At 43.0% G+C, this 18,185-nt stretch carries 18 protein-coding genes (1 of these 18 running past the window's edge); 16 read left to right on the top strand and 2 right to left on the bottom strand.

Translation table 11 applies throughout. From position 1 onward, the window contains the following. Window positions 1–810: the 3' portion of a glycosyltransferase family 2 protein gene (locus C3B73_RS00340; protein WP_103663645.1), read on the top strand. 93 nt of this gene lie to the left of the window's left edge; the window shows 810 of its 903 coding nt (coding positions 94–903); its start codon lies off the left edge, out of view; its stop codon occupies window positions 808–810. A 4-nt stretch (window positions 811–814) separates the two neighbouring features. Here C3B73_RS00340 and tgt read toward each other — a convergent pair whose 3' ends face one another. Continuing rightward, a complete protein-coding gene (gene tgt / locus C3B73_RS00335; protein ID WP_103663644.1) occupies window positions 815–1,942 on the bottom strand; it encodes a tRNA guanosine(34) transglycosylase Tgt in 1,128 nt (375 codons plus the stop codon). A 92-nt stretch (window positions 1,943–2,034) separates the two neighbouring features. Here tgt and C3B73_RS00330 point away from each other — a divergent pair, with 92 nt between their 5' ends. The 11 genes from C3B73_RS00330 (at window position 2,035) to C3B73_RS00280 (ending at window position 10,693) form a co-directional block, all read left to right on the top strand. Beyond that, window positions 2,035–3,444, top strand: coding sequence for a sugar transferase (locus C3B73_RS00330; RefSeq protein ID WP_103663643.1), 1,410 nt, complete (start codon window positions 2,035–2,037; stop codon window positions 3,442–3,444). 3 nt (window positions 3,445–3,447) lie between these two features. Next, window positions 3,448–4,176, top strand: coding sequence for a polyprenol monophosphomannose synthase (locus tag C3B73_RS00325; protein WP_103663642.1), 729 nt, complete (start codon window positions 3,448–3,450; stop codon window positions 4,174–4,176). A gap of 68 nt (window positions 4,177–4,244) precedes the next feature. Beyond that, complete coding sequence (locus C3B73_RS00320; RefSeq protein ID WP_103663641.1) at window positions 4,245–5,201, top strand: acetyl-CoA carboxylase carboxyltransferase subunit alpha; 957 nt, start codon at window positions 4,245–4,247, stop codon at window positions 5,199–5,201. Between the two features lie 4 nt (window positions 5,202–5,205). Next, on the top strand, window positions 5,206–5,631 hold the full coding sequence (locus C3B73_RS00315) for an acyl-CoA thioesterase (RefSeq protein WP_232802867.1): 426 nt from the start codon (window positions 5,206–5,208) through the stop codon (window positions 5,629–5,631). A 16-nt stretch (window positions 5,632–5,647) separates the two neighbouring features. Beyond that, window positions 5,648–6,094, top strand: coding sequence for a DUF2085 domain-containing protein (locus C3B73_RS00310; RefSeq protein ID WP_103663640.1), 447 nt, complete (start codon window positions 5,648–5,650; stop codon window positions 6,092–6,094). A gap of 13 nt (window positions 6,095–6,107) precedes the next feature. Beyond that, window positions 6,108–6,665: a DUF4199 domain-containing protein gene (locus C3B73_RS00305; protein WP_157939376.1), complete on the top strand. Its 558-nt coding sequence runs from the start codon at window positions 6,108–6,110 to the stop codon at window positions 6,663–6,665. Window positions 6,666–6,670: 5 nt separating this feature from the next. Beyond that, entirely contained in the window at window positions 6,671–7,612 is a 942-nt protein-coding gene (locus tag C3B73_RS00300; protein ID WP_103663638.1) for a CPBP family intramembrane glutamic endopeptidase, read from the top strand. Then, a complete protein-coding gene (locus C3B73_RS00295) occupies window positions 7,612–7,902 on the top strand; it encodes a putative signal transducing protein (RefSeq protein WP_103663637.1) in 291 nt (96 codons plus the stop codon). Before C3B73_RS00300 ends, C3B73_RS00295 begins: the two co-directional genes overlap by 1 nt. Window positions 7,903–7,905: 3 nt before the next feature. Then, a complete protein-coding gene (locus tag C3B73_RS00290) occupies window positions 7,906–8,727 on the top strand; it encodes a phosphatidate cytidylyltransferase (protein WP_103663636.1) in 822 nt (273 codons plus the stop codon). Next, window positions 8,714–9,745, top strand: coding sequence for a dipeptide epimerase (locus tag C3B73_RS00285; RefSeq protein ID WP_103663635.1), 1,032 nt, complete (start codon window positions 8,714–8,716; stop codon window positions 9,743–9,745). The genes C3B73_RS00290 and C3B73_RS00285 overlap by 14 nt, the downstream gene beginning before the upstream one ends. 51 nt (window positions 9,746–9,796) lie before the next feature. Next, entirely contained in the window at window positions 9,797–10,693 is an 897-nt protein-coding gene (locus tag C3B73_RS00280) for a TIGR01777 family oxidoreductase (RefSeq protein ID WP_103663634.1), read from the top strand. Between the two features lie 51 nt (window positions 10,694–10,744). On the opposite strand, the gene C3B73_RS00275 is transcribed toward C3B73_RS00280, so the two are convergent. Further along, window positions 10,745–13,384, bottom strand: coding sequence for a PQQ-binding-like beta-propeller repeat protein (locus C3B73_RS00275; RefSeq protein WP_103663633.1), 2,640 nt, complete (start codon window positions 13,382–13,384; stop codon window positions 10,745–10,747). 104 nt (window positions 13,385–13,488) lie between these two features. On the opposite strand from C3B73_RS00275, the gene C3B73_RS00270 reads away from it, so the two are divergent. The 4 genes from C3B73_RS00270 to C3B73_RS00255 are packed head-to-tail and all read left to right on the top strand — an operon-like array spanning window position 13,489 to window position 18,157. Further along, on the top strand, window positions 13,489–15,591 hold the full coding sequence (locus tag C3B73_RS00270; RefSeq protein WP_103663632.1) for a BatA domain-containing protein: 2,103 nt from the start codon (window positions 13,489–13,491) through the stop codon (window positions 15,589–15,591). Between the two features lie 4 nt (window positions 15,592–15,595). Continuing rightward, the gene (locus C3B73_RS00265) at window positions 15,596–16,186 is read left to right on the top strand and encodes a hypothetical protein (protein ID WP_232802866.1); all 591 of its coding nucleotides are present in this window, start codon (window positions 15,596–15,598) and stop codon (window positions 16,184–16,186) included. A gap of 13 nt (window positions 16,187–16,199) precedes the next feature. Then, complete coding sequence (gene hflX, locus C3B73_RS00260) at window positions 16,200–17,489, top strand: GTPase HflX (protein ID WP_103663631.1); 1,290 nt, start codon at window positions 16,200–16,202, stop codon at window positions 17,487–17,489. A gap of 2 nt (window positions 17,490–17,491) precedes the next feature. Then, on the top strand, window positions 17,492–18,157 hold the full coding sequence (locus C3B73_RS00255; RefSeq protein WP_103663630.1) for a CBS domain-containing protein: 666 nt from the start codon (window positions 17,492–17,494) through the stop codon (window positions 18,155–18,157). Window positions 18,158–18,185 lie beyond the last annotated feature (28 nt).

Genomic DNA, 18,185 nt, shown 5'->3' with positions numbered 1-18,185 from the left:
GCGAAAGGGGATTTTGATATTGAAATTTTTGTCGTTGATAATGATTCCGGAGATGATTCCAGTACTTATCTCAGGCAATACTTCCCGAATGTAACTTATATTGATAATTCAACAAATGTTGGATTTGGAAGAGCAAACAATCAGGTTATCAGTAAAGCAAAAGGAAGCTATACATTCATCATAAACCCGGATACGGTAATTAGTGAAGACTTGTTCACAACTCTCACGGGTCATATGGAAAGCCACCCAAAATGTGGTGCTGCAGGGGTTAAGATCTTGAACCCTGATGGAACTTTTGCTCCTGAGTCGAAACGTTCTGTACCGACCATCTGGTCATCGTTTTGCAAGATGTTTTCACTTCATGAGCTTTTTCCTAAAAAAAAACTATTTAACCAATACTATATGAATTGGTTAAATGAAAATGAGAAGAATGAAGTTCCGGTATTATCCGGTTCATGTATGTTTTGGAGAACAGACCTGCTTAAGGATTTAGGAGGATTTGATGAGCGTTTCTTTATGTATGGTGAGGATATAGATCTTTGTTACAGAGTGCAGGATACAGATTTTCATATTGATTATGTTCCCGATACAAACATTATCCATTATAAAGGGGAAAGTACGAAAAAAGGAGATCTAAGGTACAATTGGATATTCAATAAGGCGCTTTATCAATTTTATGATAAACACTACAGTACCAAGTACAGTTTGTTTTTCAAGGGTTTTATATATGTGGCAATATGGATAAAAACGATCTCCTCAGAAATTGCAAGGGTATTTAAAAAAGGGGAAGCTCGGGTGACTCCCCCTTAAGTTCTTAGATCTTTTGTTCCAGCTGCTCCACCATACCGGGATACCAGTCAGCAAAAGTATCATTTGCAATTCGATCTCTGACTTCATCCATCAGCCACAGGTAAAAAGTAAGGTTGTGAACGGAAGCCAACACCAGTCCAAAGATCTCATTATTGCGAATCAGATGATGAATGTAAGCCATGGTGTACTTACTGCAAAGATCTGATGGAAACTCGGGGTCCAGAAAATCATGATGATCTTTCCATTGAGCATTTCTGATATTTACTCTTCCATGTCGGGTAAAAATTGTACCGTTACGGGCATTTCTGGTAGGCATCACACAATCGAACATGTCAACACCGCGAGCCACTCCTTCTAGCAGGTTAGCGGGTGTTCCCACTCCCATCAGGTATCTGGCCTTATCCTCAGGAAGGTAGTCTGTATTCAGGTCGGTAAATTCATACATAAGTTCAGTCGGTTCCCCTACACTTAATCCCCCGATCGCAATACCTTCAAAATCCTGATCGGCCATGAATTTGGATGACTCTATTCTGAGGTCTTTATAGGTTCCCCCCTGAACAATACCAAACTGAGCCTGTTTATGCCCATAATGGGGTTCAGTTTCAAGAAATGCTTTTCTTCCCCGTTTGGCCCAACGGTGCGTTAATTCCATCGAGTTCTTTGCATAATCATAGGAACTTGGATAAGGTGGGCACTCATCCAGCAACATCATGATATCAGAACCCAGAATTCTCTGAATTTCGACAACATTCTCCGGAGTGAATGTGTGGTAGGACCCATCAATATGACTTTGGAAATGAGCTCCTTCTTCATCCAGCTCACGTATATCAGACAAAGAAAATATTTGATAGCCACCTGAGTCAGTCAGTATTGGTTTGTCCCATTTCATGAATTGATGCAGGCCACCGGCTTTTTTGATGATCTCGCAACCGGGACGCAAATACAGGTGATAGGTGTTACCGAGGATGATCTGAGCTTTTATTTGTTCGGTAAGAGCTTGCTGGGATACACCTTTCACAGTCCCCAGGGTTCCTACCGGCATAAAGATCGGTGTTTCAATTTTACCGTGATCTGTTTGAAGTTCCCCTAATCGGGCTTTGGTGGAATAAGCAGTTTTTTTAAGAGTGTACAAAGGTATGAGTGTTGAGTTTCACGAAGTTATGCAGCCTATTTAAAAATCCGTATTTTATACGATTATTATTCATCAGGCCAAATATAATTTTAATGCCAAAGTTAAGAAGATATCGGGAAGTTATTTTTACGGGGATACTCGATTTTATGGTCGTATTGGCAGGGTGGATCATATATCACTCATATGCTGAGGTCATTTGGGAGTATCAGATCTTTACTGTTGAGCCAAATATTTTATTGAACGGTATTCTTTACAGTGCATTCTGGATCATTTTATTCGTACTGATTGGTGTGTACAAGAAACTGTACCTGGTTTCCCGGCTGGATGAATTTGTAAAGATTGCGAAAGCCAGTTTTATTGGGGTGTTGATCCTGTTTTTCATATCCGGTAATGACCAACAGAATACATGGGACGTGCAAAGACAGGCGGTATTTCTTTATGGATTCATGGTGTTCGTTCTGATGGCAGTGAACCGGTTCATCGTACGAACTATTCAAAAATATTTTGCTCAAAAAGGTAAAGGCTTACACCGAGCTATCATTGTTGGAGCCGGCAGGTCTGCTAAAACAGCCTATGAAGACCTAAATAGAAACAAGATCCTTGGGATGCAGGTTTTAGGTTATGTAAGTATTAACGGACAGGATCCGGACCCTGCTATCGGTATTGAAAAGGATAAAATACTTGGTAGTATTGATGAGATCGAACAAATTATAAGAGACTGGCAGGTACAGGATGTAATGGTGGCATTAGACCCCGAGCATCGGGAGAAACTGGTGAATATCATTGCAAAAACGGATTCTCCTGAAGTTTCCCTAAAGTTATTACCGGATTTTCACCAGGTGGTAAGTGGGTTGAGTAAAACCAATCAGATCTTCGGGATGCCACTGATCGAAGTTTCACCTGAGCCCATGCAGCTATGGGAGTTAGTGGCAAAGAGGTTTTTTGATGTTATCATTTCATTCACAGTGCTGGCTCTTACTTTTCCATTCTTGTTGATCATAGGTTTGCTTGTTCGTTTTACATCAGATGGTCCCGCTATTTACAAACAAACCAGGGTGGGTCGGAATGAAAAACCGTTTACCATGTATAAATTCAGAACCATGTTTGATAATGCTGAAAAGGATTCCGGGCCAAAATGGGCCACCAAAAATGACCCGAGGATCACTCCAATGGGCAGGTGGTTGCGGAGACTAAGAATTGATGAGTTGCCTCAATTTTTGAATGTTTTGAAGGGTGATATGAGCCTTGTTGGCCCAAGACCGGAACGACCTCATTTTGTTAACCAATTTTCTGCTGAGGTTCCCTTATATTCACGCCGTCACAGAGTACGGCCCGGCATAACCGGTTGGGCTCAGGTGAAATGGAAATACGACGTCAGTATGGATGATGTTCGTGAAAAAACGAAATATGATTTATTTTACATCGAAAATGCATCGATGAGTATGGATGCAAAGATCTTGATAAACACCATTATGACTGTTGTTAAAGGAAGAGGGCAATAACATATGCAGAGTGATTCGCTGGTCATTGTTCCTACATATAATGAATCTCATAACATTGAGCGGGTCATTGCCCGCCTGATGGTGTTGGATAATAAAGTTGATGTATTAGTTATTGATGATGGCTCTCCTGATGGCACGGCCGATCATGTTCGGAATGCCATAGAAAAGTATCCTGATCGGGTTCATTTGATCGAAAGAGAAGGGAAGCTCGGTCTTGGAACGGCTTACGTAAGAGGATTTAAATTCGCATTAAAACGTGGATACACCTACGTTTGTGAAATGGATGCGGATTTTTCTCATGATCCGGACGATGTTGACCGGCTTATTGAAGAAGTGAGATCAGGAAATGCGGATGTTGCGGTCGGATCCAGGTATTCAAATGGGATCAGCATCATCAACTGGCCACTAAGCCGATTGATCCTGTCTTATGGGGCCAATATTTATGCCCGAACCATAACCGGACTACCTATTTTTGATACAACAGCAGGTTTTAAATGCATTCACCGGAAAGTACTCGAAGAAATTTCTATTGACCGCATCAGGTCTAACGGATATGCATTTCAGATCGAGCTTCACTTCCGAGCATGGAAAGCCGGTTTTCGACTGAAAGAAGTTTCCATTGTGTTTCGTGAACGTGAGGAAGGCGTTTCAAAAATGTCGAAGGCCATTGTTCGTGAAGCCATATGGAGGGTATGGTCTTTAAAATTCAGCAGTATCTTTGGAACACTTTGATCTATTCTGAATTCTTACCTCTACAGAAGATTGCGTATATTAACAGAGATTAATCCTAAAAAGCAGATATGCAGTATTTAGATTTTGAACAACCCATTGCAGAACTCGAGAACAAGATCGAGGAGCTTAAAAAGCTTTCAAATGTAAGTGATGGAGTACTTGATAAAGAAATTGAAAGCCTAAATAAAAGGGTCGAAAAACTTCGGTCATCTATTTTTGAGAACCTGACGCGATGGCAACGCGTGCAATTAGCCCGCCACCCTGATCGTCCATATACCCTCGATTACATCTACAAGATCACTGAGAATTTTGTGGAATTACATGGCGACCGATATCAGTCTGATGATAAAGCCATTGTTGGTGGGTTTGCCACAATTGATGGACAGTCAGTCATGATCATCGGGCACCAAAAAGGACGGGATACCCAGCAGCGACAGTACCGCAGGTTTGGTATGGCCAACCCTGAAGGATATCGAAAAGCCTATCGCCTGATGAAGCTGGCCGAAAAATTTAACGTGCCTATCATTACTTTGCTGGATACTCCGGGTGCTTATCCGGGGCTTGAAGCTGAGGAAAGAGGTCAGGCCGAGGCTATTGCCAAGAACCTGAAAATGATGGCCATGCTCAAGGTTCCATTCCTTACTATCGTGATCGGTGAAGGAGCCAGTGGCGGAGCCATCGGCATAGGAATGGGTAATGAAGTGTATATGATGGAGAATACCTGGTATTCCGTTATATCCCCGGAATCCTGTTCTTCCATTCTCTGGAAAACCTGGGATTACAAAGAACAGGCCGCAGCGGTTCTCAAACTAACTGCACCGGATCTAAAAGAACTGAAAGTTATTGATGGGGTGATCCCTGAACCGCTGGGTGGTGCGCATCGTGACCACGATGCTGCAGCTGATGAGGTTAAAAAACAGATCCTGAAAAGCCTGAAGAAACTGAAAAAAATGAAGCCGGAGAAGCTCATTGAGCAGCGCATTGAAAAATATGCGAGTATGGGCCAATGGAAAACGGTGAAGTAATTAAGTGAAGTTTCCCGAAAAAGAACCGATCATAGAATATACCCATGAACTCAGAAGCCGCTATGGCGAGACAGACCGAATGGGTTATGTGTATTATGGTCGTTATTTGGAATACTTTGAGGTGGCTCGAACTGAAATGATCCGTTCCTATGGATTGTCTTACCGTGAAATGGAAGAATCGGGGGTCATGTTACCTGTCATTCATACTGAGATCGAGTATAAGGTACCGATCCTTTATGACGAGAAAATGCAGATCAAGGTGATGGTCTTTGATGTTCCTTCAGTAAGGCTTCAGACATTTTATGAGGTAACAACTGAGGACTCGGACAGTATTCACATTTTAGGCGAAGTTTCTCTGTGTTTCATGGATGCAGAAAGTCGCCGCCCATGCCGTGCTCCTGAGAGTTTCATAAATAAAATCACTCATTAACCATTCTGTGAACCCCATGCAGTTCCAAAACAGAAAGCTATACATTTCTGTGGCTTTGGCGGCTGTTGCACTATTCATCATGGCTCTTGGCCCCGGACTTTATGGACAAGAGTATGCCTCTCAATTCTACTGGCTCTATGAAGGATTTGACCTGCTGTGCCATCAGTTGGGTGATCGTTCTTACCACTTATCCGGAATGCCAATGGCGGTATGCAGCCGATGCATCGGAATTTATGGGGCATTTATGGCGGGATGGTTACTACTCCCATTTCTTTCAAGGATCAATATCTCTTTAAAATGGAAAATTGGATGGTTAATTGGACTTATTATTTTAAATTTGGCCGACGTAACAGGTAACTTATTCGATATGTGGTCGAATACACTTGATACTAGGCTGGCATTGGGTACATTGTTTGGCCTATCAGTGGCACTACTTTTTAATGATGAATTTTTCTCAAACTAACAACGGATCAAATATGGATAACGAACAAACATCACCAAGTTACTGGAACTCAGTTCTGATCGGGGCTCTTACAGTAGCTCTTATAACCGGTGGACTCGGGATCATACTCATGTACTATGTAGCCGGAGCTGAACCTTCAATGACTTTGATGGTTGTTTCCGGACTAACATTACCGCTAACCTGTTTATTTGGATTAGTAGGTGGTGTGATAGCAACACGGCATTATGCGAAGACCTTTGATATAACTTTTACCATTGGGCAGGGAGCCCTTATCGGATTGCTTACAGGGGCAGTTGCAGCCATATTTGCAACGGTGATCAGCCAATTATGGATGATGATAGATCCGGCATTGATGGAAAACTTTTATGAAAACATGATCTACTCCATGGAACAGATCGGGATGCCACAGGCTCAGCTGAATGATGCGATCGATAATATGGAACAAACAAGAGCTCAGCAGCAATCGTTAGGTGGAATAGCGTTAGGTGTGTTGATCAATGCTATTGTACTTGGCATCGTAAACGCAATCACAGGAATGATCGGGGCTAAGATATTTGCCTCTGAAGAATAAAATTAATGGATCAAAACATAAACTCAGGCACAGATTTTCAGCAACCAATAGAACAACAAGACATTCCATGGGTAGAACGTAATGGTTTTGCCCATTGGGCGGTCGCATTCGGCTGGGTACTCATTGCCCTGATCGCATTTAATATAGTTGGTGCGGTGGTGGGGGTACTTGGTATCTTACTCACTACCGATGATCTGGATCCAAATATGATGATGGAAAACCTGTCATCTAATTTTGATATCCTGTTTCTTGCAAATTCTTCCGGTCAGATCCTGATCATGGCTTTGGCTACTTTACTGCTTGTAAAATTGCATGCCGTGAAAGGGGAACGAAAGGAATTTCTTCGTTTAAAACTCTCTGCTAATGTTTGGCATGTTACATTGGTTGGCGCCATTTTATTTGTGGTTGCTCAACCCACTATCTTGTTCCTGGGATGGCTGAACTCATTTGTCCCTGTACCGGATGTTATGGCCGAAATGCAGGAAACGATGGCTGAAATGATCACCACCTTCCTGAAGTCTGACAATGCACTTTTGTTGGGGGTATTTCATATAGGAGTGGTTCCCGCAATTTGTGAGGAGATCATGTATCGGGGTTACGTACAGAGGGCACTGGAAAAAAGCTGGGGCATTACAGCAGCTATATTGATATCCGGTGCTTTGTTTGGAGCCTATCATTTACAGATATCCAACATCGTACCATTGGCAACTTTGGGAATATTTTTAGCCTACCTGACCTATGTATCAGACAGTCTGATTCCTGCCATGGTGGCTCATTTTGTCAACAATGGTGGGCAGGTTATTGCCAGCAGCTACTATCCGGAAATGCTGGATCAGCAGGTATCACCTGAAATGGATATTCCAATCCTGATGGTCATTCTTAGTGTGGCGGCTACCACATTTTTATTATACTATCTCCATCAGATCAAAATTAAAGGAGCCGAATAATGGGATTTTTTTCTGACACCCCAAAACCTAATGACATTGATAACTGGGTATGTGTGATGGAGGCAACCACTGATCTGGAAGTAGAGATGGCCAAGAACTATCTCTCAAATCTTAAGATCCCCTCAAATATTCTATCCAAGCGGGATTCCGCCTACAGTTTAACAGTGGGTGAAATGGCCCTTGTGTATTTATATGTACCCGTTGATTACAAGGAAAAAGCCATAAAGGCCTTAAAAGAACTTGAAGAAGAAAATCCGGATTTCAACCCGGAGAACGATTCCGGGGAGTAGGCTTTGAGTGAACTCACAAAACGAATATTATTTGCAATTCCGGCGGCGATACTATTCATATTTCTTACCTGGATAGGTGGATGGTACTTTAAAGCCTTCGTTATTTTGATCGGTTATTTCATTCAGCAGGAAGTCATGCGATTAATGGATGGTGCAGGTCTCCCAACCGATCAATACTTCCCATATACCATTGGTTTATGGGTGATGCTGTACCCGGGGCTTCCATACGCTTTCGAAGTTGGGTTGAGCATCTTTTTGATCTTTATTGCGGTACAAACTTTTCGTGAAAATGAAGAGTGTATCAGTCAGTTAAGTACCTCGTTTTTTGCCGGATTATATGCTCCAATAGGGATGTTAAGCCTGATGTTGATCCGTGATACCGGTTCGAACGAGACAGGTTTTGTTCTTACAGTAGCCACCATGCTAATGATCTGGGGTGGAGATGTATTTGCCTATTTTGGTGGCAAGAATTTTGGAAAGCACAAACTGGCACCAAGTATCAGTCCCAATAAAACCTGGGAGGGTTTCTTCTCCGGTTATCTGGGATGTTTTTTAGGGTTGGTGATCGCTCTGAAAGCCATTCCCATCGAAACCACACTTACCCTGACGCTCGCACTTCCTTTGGTGTTGCTGGTAGGAACTTTTGGCCCATTTGGAGACCTGATCGAAAGCAAGATCAAGCGAAAGGCGGGGGTAAAGGATTCCTCTAATTTGCTTCCAGGCCATGGTGGATTCTTTGACCGTTTTGATGCCGTTATTCTTGCTGCACCTGCTGTGTATGTATATATAAAGCTTATTCAGGATTTTGATTATGTCACATTTTGACCTTTCGTGGGAATTAATACCGCTTAAACTTAAGGAGGTATTTACCATTGCAAGGGGTTCAAAATCAGAGGTAGGGAATGTGTTTCTCAAGATCCGGAAAGATGGCATTACCGGTTATGGAGAGGCCGGCCCGAATACCCGTTATGATGAGACATCAGAGAAAGTACTGGATTTTTTTGAATCACTTCCGCTTGATTTCTTTGAAGAACTGACGGATGTCTCTCAGGTTCACCAAAAAATTGAAAAGCTGGATCTGCCACCTGTTTACGCAGCTAAAGCTGCCCTAGAAATGGCGTGGCTCGATTGGTGGGGCAAATCCAAGGGTGAACCATTGTGGAAGTTATGGGGCTATGATTCACCTGTTAGTCCGATAACATCTTATACTATTGGTATTGACACCCCGGAACGGATGCAAAGGAAAATAAAGGCGGCCGGTCAATATCCAATCTACAAGATCAAATTAGGAACAGATAACGACCGTGAGATCATAAAAGCCATTCGGGAAGTGACAGATAAGCCTTTAAGAGTAGATGCTAATGAGGGCTGGAAAACATTGGAGCAGGCTAAAAGTGAGATCGAGTTTCTATCCACTCAAAATGTAGAACTGATCGAGCAACCAATGCCCTCCTCAGAGATTAAAAAAATGCAGGAACTGAAAAAATGGTCACCGTTGCCACTCGCTGCAGATGAAAGTTTTACCGGAACTGAGGACCTGGAAGCCATAGCACAAGCATTTGACGTCATTAATATCAAGCTGATGAAGATCGGAAGCCTCCATAAAGCGAGGCAAACGATCACTCAGGCAAAGAAACTGGGACTGGATATTATGATCGGATGTATGATCGAAAGTTCTCTTGCTAATGCAGCAGGGGCTCTTTTGGGGCTTGAGGCCAAATATGTTGATCTGGATGGTCACCTGCTAATTTCGAATGATGTATTTACAGGTCTTTTACTTGATGAAAAATCGCGGATCATATTATCGGATGAACCGGGTTTTGGAGTGCATTATGAATGGTAAGAGCCATTCTTACGGTTATAAAAGTGCCAATCAAAAATTAATTGATACAAAATGAATATTCTTATCACCGGTGGAACCGGATTTGTAGGCAACGAGCTAAGAACCATGCTTCTTAAAGAAGGGCACCACCTTGTGATCATCACCAGAAGCCCGAAGAAATATGAGGATGAAAACGCTCAGAATCAGCGTTTCATATCATGGGAAGATGACCTGGTATCGGAGATGGAAGATGTGGATGCGGTTATTAATCTCGCCGGTGAAAGTATATTTGGTCAGCGCTGGACGGATGAGGTTAAAAAACGGATCATGGATAGCCGCGTTAAAACCACAGAGCAGTTGGTAGAGGCAATGGAAAAAGCCAAAAACCGTCCTGAAGTGTTCGTTTCAGCCTCTGCCTCAGGATATTATGGCAATAGAGGAGAAGATATACTAACAGAAGACGAACCTGCTTCCGATGATTTTTTGGCACAGGTATGTGTGGAATGGGAAAAAGCATCGCATAAAGCTCTGGAATTGGGAATCAGGGTTGCTAATCCAAGGATCGGTATCGTTCTCGAAAAAGGAGGAGGAGCTTTGGAAAAAATGATACCTGCTTTTCAATTTTTTGTGGGGGGACCCATTGGAAATGGCGAACAGTACATGAGTTGGGTGCACAGGACGGACCTTTGTAAGGCGATCATCTTTCCCTTGCAAAACAGTGAGATCAAAGGTGCTTATAATGTTGGATCGCCGAACCCGGTTACCATGAACGAATTTTCTGCAGTATTGGGTGATGTTATGGGAAGGCCATCCCTGTTTAGGGTTCCTAAATTTGCCTTGGATATCATTCTTGGGGAAGCTTCCAAACCTGTAACAGATAGCATCAGAATGCAACCCAAAAAGTTACAGGTTAACGGGTTCGAGTTTCGCTTTGAGGAGCTCGAAGAAGCCCTGGCTGATATCCTGTAACTGAATTGAGTAATTAATAGTCCGGTTACTCAGTAGATCTGATTTCTCTTACTATTCTTCTGTAACCTGTTTGTTGATGGTCCAGCAGCGTAAGCCTTCCCTCGTTTGCGCGATCAGTTCTTTCAGCCCGTCACCGTTTATATCCGTGATCAAGGCATGTTTCATTCCGGAAGTTGGAAGGTTGAAGAGTCGCTTATCCGTCAGGATCTCCCACGCAAACAATCGGCCAAACTCAGCTAAAGCCAGAACTTCTCTGTTCAGATCAGCATTGATATCTGTAATGATAGGCGAAAAAGTATCTGAGGCCGGTTGACCCAGGCTCTTTGTATATCTCAGTTTACCGCTATTGTTATATAAAAAGAGTGAACCGTTCGTGCTTTGAGTCACAAGAAGATCTTCATTAAAAAAGTCCGTTGAATCCTTAAGAAGTACATTAGGCTGTATCTGAACCGATGAGATCTCATTATTAGCTACATATAAAGAACGGATTCCCACAGAATCTTCGGAAACTACTGAGGCTAATGAATCTGAGAAAATCGGGTTTGTACCGATAGAATAGATATTCCCATCAGCTGCACCGGCAATGATCTGATCTTTGTATAAAATGGGTGAACCGCTAAAGGGAGCATTAATGAATTGAGGGTAACCCGGTCGCGCATTTCCATTTCGCAACCAGCTGTGAAGGGTATTTTCAGAAAATGCCCAAACTGACCAGGTGTCGTCAACTAAACTGAATACCGGTTTAGTGTTCACTACAGTGTTAGTGTTTTGTGGCCAGCCACGTACGTTATCACCACGGCCATCCAGCACATGGACTTTGCGGTCTTGAGTTGCTACAACAATTTCGGGAACACCGTTTCTTAAAATATCCTGTACAAGGATTGGGGCTGAGATCTGTTCGTTCATGTCAATAGGGAAACGCGGAAGCAGTTCTCCGGTTTCATTCCAGGCAAAGATCTTTGAACCGGCTGCCTGAAGTACAACCTGTTGATTATTCCCATACCAATCATATAAAACAGGACTGCCGACCGGTTCCAGCCCTTCTGTGGAAGTTTCCATTGCAATGGTTCCATCCATGGCAAGAGCCAAAACACGCCCGTTTTGGGTTGATACAACGATCTCATCAGCGGAACTTCCCACCAGATCACCCAGCACCGGGGTGCCACTCAGATCGTAATTCGATAATGGTACCACCCACAATTCTTCGTAAGGAACGCTGGAACCTTCTTTGGAGAAGGTATTTAAAGTGAAATCTACAGTACTGTTACCTGTGGTAAATGCCATAGCTGTAATGTCAAACCGGCTTAATACAGCACCGGCTGTATGCTCAGGCTTGAGATAAGGGGTGATATATTTCAAAAATTCGTTTGAGTCGGTCCATACCAAACCACTGATAGCTTCAGGAAGCCGATCCCTCATCTCAGAGTAGGAATCTTCATAGTAGATCACTCGACGGCGGATGCGGTCAGAATTGACGCTTTCAGCCAAGCCTTTACGCTTGGCGATCACCACGACATCCCCGGAAAAGGCCAGGTAGAAATCACGCAGGTTACTTAATTCTGAGCCGATCAATTCACCAAATACCTGACTGCTGATCTGATAGGTATTGTCCTGACGATCTACAAAACCCTCATTATTCAGTTCAAACAATTCCTGACGCAGTTTACTCAGGTTGTTGACCTTACGCATAAATAAATACTCTCCTTCTTCCAGAAGACCGGATTCGGGAAATGATTCGAAGGCAAATTCTGAAGACAAGGTAGCGGCTATCTCCTGATACAGATCCACGTTATTTGTCAACAGAGAATCCAGGGGAGTCATGAAAGCTTCTTCAGGCTCAGCAGGCACTGAAACCACCGGGAGGCGCATGATCGCAAACGAGGCTACATTACTTGCAATATGTCGATCTAAGGTGATGGGTTTATTTTCGAATGAAAAAGCATCCACCAGAATAGAACGAGAATCCGTTAAAGGGATAGTACCGGACAGTTGTACATTAGCCGTGGTATCTTCCACAAACTGAGTGTTGATAATTGTTGGAGCCGTTCCTTCAAAAGAGTTAAGAAGGCCGGGGCGGCTGCTCACCTGTGCATATTGTTCGATCCATTTATCGAGCTTTGGAGTATTGAGAACCAGTGAGTTGCTTGGTGGTTCAGAATCAAGTGAGATAGCAGGAGAGAGCCCCGCGTAACTTCGTATAGCGTTCTCAACCAATAGGCTGGATCTTGATAAGATCAGGTTGCCATTAACCTGAGCGGCATACAATTCATCCCTGTTAAAAAATAAACGATGAATGACGGTTTCGTTGAACTGATAATTGTTTTGTGTAAACGGCTGATAAAAGTTTGAGGCCCAGTCATTAAGGTCTCTGTCACTGAAATCAATAATGTAAAGCAATTCAGAATCAGTAGAAGTAACCGGGTTTAAAACGAGGGCCTTTAGAGTAAGCTGTGAATCAAGGTTTTCTCCCAACCCGGCGATCTGTTGAATACCTGAAGGAGTCATATCATCGAGGAATGATGCATACTCTTTGGTGAGAATATCCTGTACATTTACTCCATCATCAGGTACAACCAAAAAGGTGGAATTTTCAGGTATCAGCTTGTACCATTCATTTTCAGGAAGGGAAGAACAGGCGGCGACAAAACTTAAAATGAAAAAAGTAATTAAGAAATTTGTAAGACGTTGCATCAATGAGAAATAATAAGCTGTTTTGGATATTATGTAATCGCTAATTGAAGTAAGCATAAAAAGTTCCTGTCAGAAACGTAAAGGTAACATTTTTTGAGCGCTAAATGAGTTTTCTAAATCCATTTTTTTTACTGGCGTTAATTGCCGTGGGATTACCTTTGGTGATCCATCTTCTGAATCTCAGAAAACCACAGAAGGTATCATTCTCTTCACTTTCCTTTTTTCGTGAGTTAAAGAATACCACCATCAAGCGAATTCGCATCAAGCGGTACCTACTTCTGATACTTCGGTTGCTGGCCATTGCCTGTTTTGCGTTTGTACTAGCGCGCCCATTTTTGCCGCCCGGATACTCTTCCGGTAACGCTGTTCAGGCACCCGCGATTAACGGAATTCTGATTGATAATAGTATCAGTATGTCAAGAATTGGCAAACAAGGGCCGCTTTTCGATTATGCAAAAGAGATCGTTGAGGTGATCCGGGAATCTGCCAGGGATGATGATCGCTTTATCATACAGTTTACAAACGGTGAAGAAACGTTAAGAAACATCCTAAGCAGTACCAATGTGGATCGCCTTCTGGAGGAAAAGGAAGTGTCTAATTCAGGTAATTTTATTGCCTCTCGACTGCAAATGCTGGTAGAAGCGCTTGACAATTCGCCGTATCAAAATAAGAACCTCTTTTTTATTACGGATACCCAACGCTCGCAGGTGTCACCGCTTCAGGATATAGAATTGGATAACATTTCGATCACGTTGATCGATGTCGGCGAGGTCGAAGTACAAAATACCTATGTTGATGGAGTCAACAGTTCAACAAGTATGATGGGAACCGGGATCCCATTTACTGTTGAAGTTGTATTGGCAAATGAAGGTTCTGTCAATGCCATCAATCAATTTGTGACCATGGAGTTTGAAGGAGAGAATGTGGGGCAATATTCTGTTTCTCTGGAGCCCAATGAAAGAAAGACCTATTCGTTTGAGGTGACTCCTGCTCAGGCCGGATCTTCTACCGGCAGGGTGATCATTGAAGGAGATGAATTTCAGGCAGATAATACTTACTACTTCTCCGTGCAGATACCGGAACAGAGAAACATCCTGTTGGTTCGTGATACCAACCCCAGAGACCAACAGCTCTCTTACACCACAACCATGCTGCAGGCTGCCGGTGAAAATGATGCACAGTTGGCCTACAATGAGATTGCAATGGATGAGTTGGAAGGTGAAAATTTGTCGGGTTTTGATGCCGTGATACTGGATGGCCTCACCGGAATTCCGGAATATAGTTTTGAACGGTTACAGGATTTTGTTCAGAATGGGGGAGGATTGATTTTCTTTCCGTCAGAAAATGGAAATCTTGAAAATTATAATGCATTGTTTGAAGAGTTCAATGCCGGCAGGTTTGCAGGAGTGATAGGTGATTATGCATCCTTCCAATCTATTGCCGTAGCGGATGAACTGCTTCAGGAGCACCCGGTCTTTGAAGCATTGTTCGAACAGGATGAAAACGAGGAGTTAAGAATTAACAACCCGTCTGTGTTTTACTACCTGAAATTTTTGAGTTCAGATACCGGAGTACAATTTGACCTGTTCGCACTCAACAACGGGGATCCACTGATCCACGAAAAAAGATTCGGGGAAGGCACGCTGATCATTGCTGCCATCGGGAATGATCCCGGCTGGTCGAATTTTCCTGTTCAGCCGGTGTACGCCCCATTTTACTATCGGCTTTTATTGTATGGAGCCTCTTCGGATCAGGGGGGATTTTCAGGTCATACTTTAGGGCAACCTTTCTCCTGGGTTGGAAATATAAATGCAGATGGAGCCGTTATAGAAGCCGGCTCCGATCAGATCCGGCCTTCTGTAGATGTGGTATCCTCGGGCGTGAGGTTGCGTTACCCGGCTGAAGACTGGAAACCGGGTTGGATCACGATCAAAGACGGAATCCGTGAAGTTTCACTTTCCGTCAATGCTGAAAAGTCAGAAAGTTTGTTTGATACCTTCGATTCAAATACCATTGAAGACCTGATAAATGGAGTTGATGTGCTGCAAATAGCAGCCGCAGATCTGGACGGAAACGAACTTCAGAGCCAAATCGCTTCTACAGGTTTTGGGCGAGAAATATGGAGTTGGTTTATGATGGCCGGATTATTTTTTTTAATAGCAGAGTCAGTAGTGTCACGATGGTATAAAGCCGAAACGCTGGATTAGACCTATGGAAATAAATGAAGTGCTAAGCATATTTTTCAGAGGAGTTGTTCTCTTTTTTGCTGTTGCCTCAACGTTAATGGCAGGTTATTCCCTGCAAAATAAGCTGAGATTAAGAAAAGTACGCCTGAGCTGGAGGTCTGGAAAACTGAAGGGATACCCTCTTTTTGCTACCGTTTTTTTGGTATTAACCCTGACACTTGTGTCAATTGTAGTCGTAAACGGCTATTCCACCCGGTATGGCATCCTATTTGCATATCTGTGGATAGGCTGTATGTGGTTCGTTTCAAGTTACCTTGCATCCAAATATTACATAACAGATTACGGGATCGTGAAAAATATCAATGACCCGTCTCAAACCATTCCATGGTTTCAGATACTCGATTATGTGGAACGGGATGGAAAGAAAGGAAAAGAATATTTGTTCAGTTATTCAGAAATGAACAAAAGTATCCGTGAAGGGTATCAGCAATTAAAGTTGTTCGTCCCTTTCAGGCAGCACGAAGCAGTTAAAAAAATTGTATCTTTAAAGTTGGAAAATAAGCTGGAAGGGCAATCTATTCCGGATATTGACCTCAAGAGAATTCAGGAAGAATAAGTAGGTATCACATTTGTTAGACGACGTTAAAAATTCAGACATAGAAAGAGAACGGGTTGTATTGGTAGGGCTGTATGGTCCTGAGACAAGCAGGTTTCAGGCGGAAGAGTATTTGGATGAACTTGAACTCCTTACCGACACCGCCGGTGGCATTACCATTGAGAAGATCCTTCAAAACAAGACCCATCCGGATTCATCCACTTACATAGGGAAAGGTAAGCTGCATGAGTTGAAGCGGATCATGGAAGAGAAAAAGATTGATACGGTGATCTTTGATGACGACCTGTCACCCACCCAGTTAAGAAATATTGAGCATGGAACCGATGCCAAAGTATTGGACAGAAGCTCTCTCATTCTTGACATATTTGCCTCAAGAGCCAAGACGGCAGCCGCTAAAACTCAGGTTGAACTGGCGCAGTTGCAATATTTGTTACCACGGTTAACGCGATACTGGACTCACTTATCCCGCCAAAAAGGTGGAATTGGAACAAAAGGCCCGGGTGAAACACAGATCGAGACTGACCGGCGCCTGATCGGCCGAAGGATATCAGTACTTAAGGATAAGCTGGATAAACTGAGCAAGCAACGTACTACGCAGCGGAAAGGCCGGGAAGGTATGAACCGTATATCTCTTGTAGGATATACCAATGCCGGGAAATCAACCCTGATGAACGCACTTACTGAAACCGGGGTATTTGCTGAGGATCGTTTGTTTGCTACACTGGACTCCACGGTAAGGCGGCATGAACTTGAAAATCACTCCATCCTGTTATCCGATACGGTAGGCTTTATCCGGAAATTGCCGCATAACCTGGTAGAAAGCTTTAAATCTACGCTTGATGAGGTTCGTGAGGCGGATATCTTATTGCATGTCGTTGATGCATCTTCAAAGATGGCAGACGAATACATAGAGGTGGTTGAGGAAACCCTGGAAGAACTTAAGGCTACCAATAAACGCACAATCCTGGTTTTCAATAAGGTAGATAAAATGGAAGCCCAACAGGTTGCCGATATGAAACAGCGGTATCCTAACGCGATATTTGTCTCAGCAGAGCAAAGAATAGGGCTCAGGGAACTCGAGAGAAGTATTGAGGATATGATAGAATTGGATTATGATCGTCATACGCTTCAAATTCCGGTTTCAAAATACAAAGCAGTTGCTTTTATTCATGAGAACGCAACGGTTGAAAACGAGTCCTATGAAGGAACGGATGTTGAAATGACCTTCAGCATGGCTGAAAAAGATTTTAAGCAATTATCCCATTTGTTGGATACTATTGGGACTAACGGTGAAGTTGTATAACTATGCTAGTAAAAGAGATCTTAAATACCGACATATCACCTCTTAAGCTCACAGATACAGTGGCAACAGCCCTGATGAAGATCGAGTTGTTACACACCAATAAATTCTGTGTGGTCAATGAGGATGGAAAAGTCATTGGTATGGCCTCTCTTGAAAAACTAATTGAAGTGGTTGACGAAAGTTCAGCTCTGAGTGAAGTGGAACTGGATGAACCTTTGACCGTTCCAAAAGATCAACACTTGTTTGAAGCTTCCAGGGTAATGCTGGCCAAGGAGTTGTATTTGATCCCTGTGGTGGATAATGAAATGTCCTTTCAGGGTATGATCAAAAAAAGAGACCTGTTAGCGGCTCTTGGTGAAGCTTTTAATCTGTCCAGTTTTGGATCCGTGATCGCGGTTGAAATGAATCAGCCGGACTTCACCCTTGCAGACCTTGTAAGGATCATTGAAATGGAAGGCGCAAAGATATTGGGTGTGGCTGTACAGCAACCAAGTGCAGACAATCCATCATACAGAGTTTCATTTAAGTTGAATTTAGAGGACTCTTCTACCATCAGCTCCAGCTTACGCCGTTTTGGCTACACTATTATCTCTGAAGCCAACAGTGAAGCACTGGAAAATAATTTTTCTGACCGGGCGGATGAACTTATTCGCTATCTTGACATATAAGAAGTAACTATTAACCCAATTTAGTAAA

The sequence above is a fragment of the Gracilimonas amylolytica genome, assembly GCF_002911695.1.
GTDB lineage: Bacteria > Bacteroidota > Rhodothermia > Balneolales > Balneolaceae > Gracilimonas > Gracilimonas amylolytica.
Note: the sequence above shows the minus strand (reverse complement) of the source record. Positions and strands in the feature narration are given on the sequence as shown.

Excerpts from the sequence above, each read along its gene's own strand:
- C3B73_RS00280 (WP_103663634.1), top strand. The coding sequence starts at position 9,797 with ATGAATATTCTTATCACCGGTGGAACCGGATTTGTAGGCAACGAGCTA.
- C3B73_RS00275 (WP_103663633.1), bottom strand. The coding sequence starts at position 13,384 with ATGCAACGTCTTACAAATTTCTTAATTACTTTTTTCATTTTAAGTTTT.
- C3B73_RS00305 (WP_157939376.1), top strand. The coding sequence starts at position 6,108 with ATGGATAACGAACAAACATCACCAAGTTACTGGAACTCAGTTCTGATC.
- C3B73_RS00310 (WP_103663640.1), top strand. The coding sequence starts at position 5,648 with ATGCAGTTCCAAAACAGAAAGCTATACATTTCTGTGGCTTTGGCGGCT.
- C3B73_RS00300 (WP_103663638.1), top strand. The coding sequence starts at position 6,671 with ATGGATCAAAACATAAACTCAGGCACAGATTTTCAGCAACCAATAGAA.
- C3B73_RS00320 (WP_103663641.1), top strand. The coding sequence starts at position 4,245 with ATGCAGTATTTAGATTTTGAACAACCCATTGCAGAACTCGAGAACAAG.
- C3B73_RS00265 (WP_232802866.1), top strand. The coding sequence starts at position 15,596 with ATGGAAATAAATGAAGTGCTAAGCATATTTTTCAGAGGAGTTGTTCTC.
- C3B73_RS00285 (WP_103663635.1), top strand. The coding sequence starts at position 8,714 with ATGTCACATTTTGACCTTTCGTGGGAATTAATACCGCTTAAACTTAAG.
- C3B73_RS00330 (WP_103663643.1), top strand. The coding sequence starts at position 2,035 with ATGCCAAAGTTAAGAAGATATCGGGAAGTTATTTTTACGGGGATACTC.
- C3B73_RS00255 (WP_103663630.1), top strand. The coding sequence starts at position 17,492 with ATGCTAGTAAAAGAGATCTTAAATACCGACATATCACCTCTTAAGCTC.
- C3B73_RS00270 (WP_103663632.1), top strand. The coding sequence starts at position 13,489 with ATGAGTTTTCTAAATCCATTTTTTTTACTGGCGTTAATTGCCGTGGGA.
- C3B73_RS00295 (WP_103663637.1), top strand. The coding sequence starts at position 7,612 with ATGGGATTTTTTTCTGACACCCCAAAACCTAATGACATTGATAACTGG.
- C3B73_RS00325 (WP_103663642.1), top strand. The coding sequence starts at position 3,448 with ATGCAGAGTGATTCGCTGGTCATTGTTCCTACATATAATGAATCTCAT.